The 788-nt window shown below is 60.3% G+C and carries 1 pseudogene; it reads right to left on the bottom strand.

What is annotated here, in order from left to right:
* Positions 1-209: 209 nt before the first annotated feature.
* Positions 210-788 (bottom strand): annotated as a pseudogene (locus tag EN742_RS36515) (DUF932 domain-containing protein); the annotation flags it as partial.

Raw genomic sequence — 788 nt, 5'->3', positions numbered from 1 at the left:
GCGCTGGTCAGCTGTCAGCAGCGGCATTTGGGTCTTGGCAGTATCGTGCATGGGTCGCGCTCCATGACGGACGATCGAAAGCCCGCCTTCCGACCTCGTGGTCCGTCACGACGAAAGGCGCCGCCCTCATGGTTGTGAGGACGGCGCCTTGAAATGGGGGTGAAGGGACGCCGGCTTGCGATATGTGGGATCGCCGGCCTGGGCGGGGATCAGTGAACGAGGTCGAGGAGCTTCTTGGCTTTGCCTTCCATTTCGAGCCGCACATCCTGGTGCTGCTTGTCGCGCGCAACGCGGGTGATACCTTGGACGAAGTCGAACACCGATGCCGGCGGATGGCCTTCGTCGGTGAGCACAGCATCGATAATCTTGGTGGTTTCGCCTTTCGAGAAGCCGCGCTTGCGCAGGAATGTCGTCCGATCATCGTCGTTGCGGGCAACAACGCGCTCGTGCGCTGCCTTGATGCCGGTGACGAAGGGCATGGGCGAGGATTCCGCGAACTGGATCAGCGCCGGTTCGGCTTCCAGCGCAAAGCGCGAGGCGGCGTATTTGGAGTGACGTATGGTGATTTCCTGGAAATCCTCGACGCCCCACAGATTGCGATTTTGGCATACGGCACGCAGGTAAAAGCTTGCGATTCCGAGCGTTTTCGAGCCGACCTCGCTGTTCCAGGCGTAGAATCCGCGAAAGTAGAGATCTGGTTCGCCGTTCGGCAAGCGGCCGGCCTCTATGGGGTTGAGATCGTCGACCAGGAATACAAAGATATCGCGATCGGAGGCGTAAAGCGTCGT

It is taken from the genome of Mesorhizobium sp. M4A.F.Ca.ET.020.02.1.1, from assembly GCF_004022645.1.
Taxonomy (GTDB): Bacteria; Pseudomonadota; Alphaproteobacteria; order Rhizobiales; family Rhizobiaceae; genus Mesorhizobium.
The sequence above is the reverse complement of the archived record's forward strand: the minus strand, read 5'-3'. Positions and strand labels throughout refer to the sequence as shown.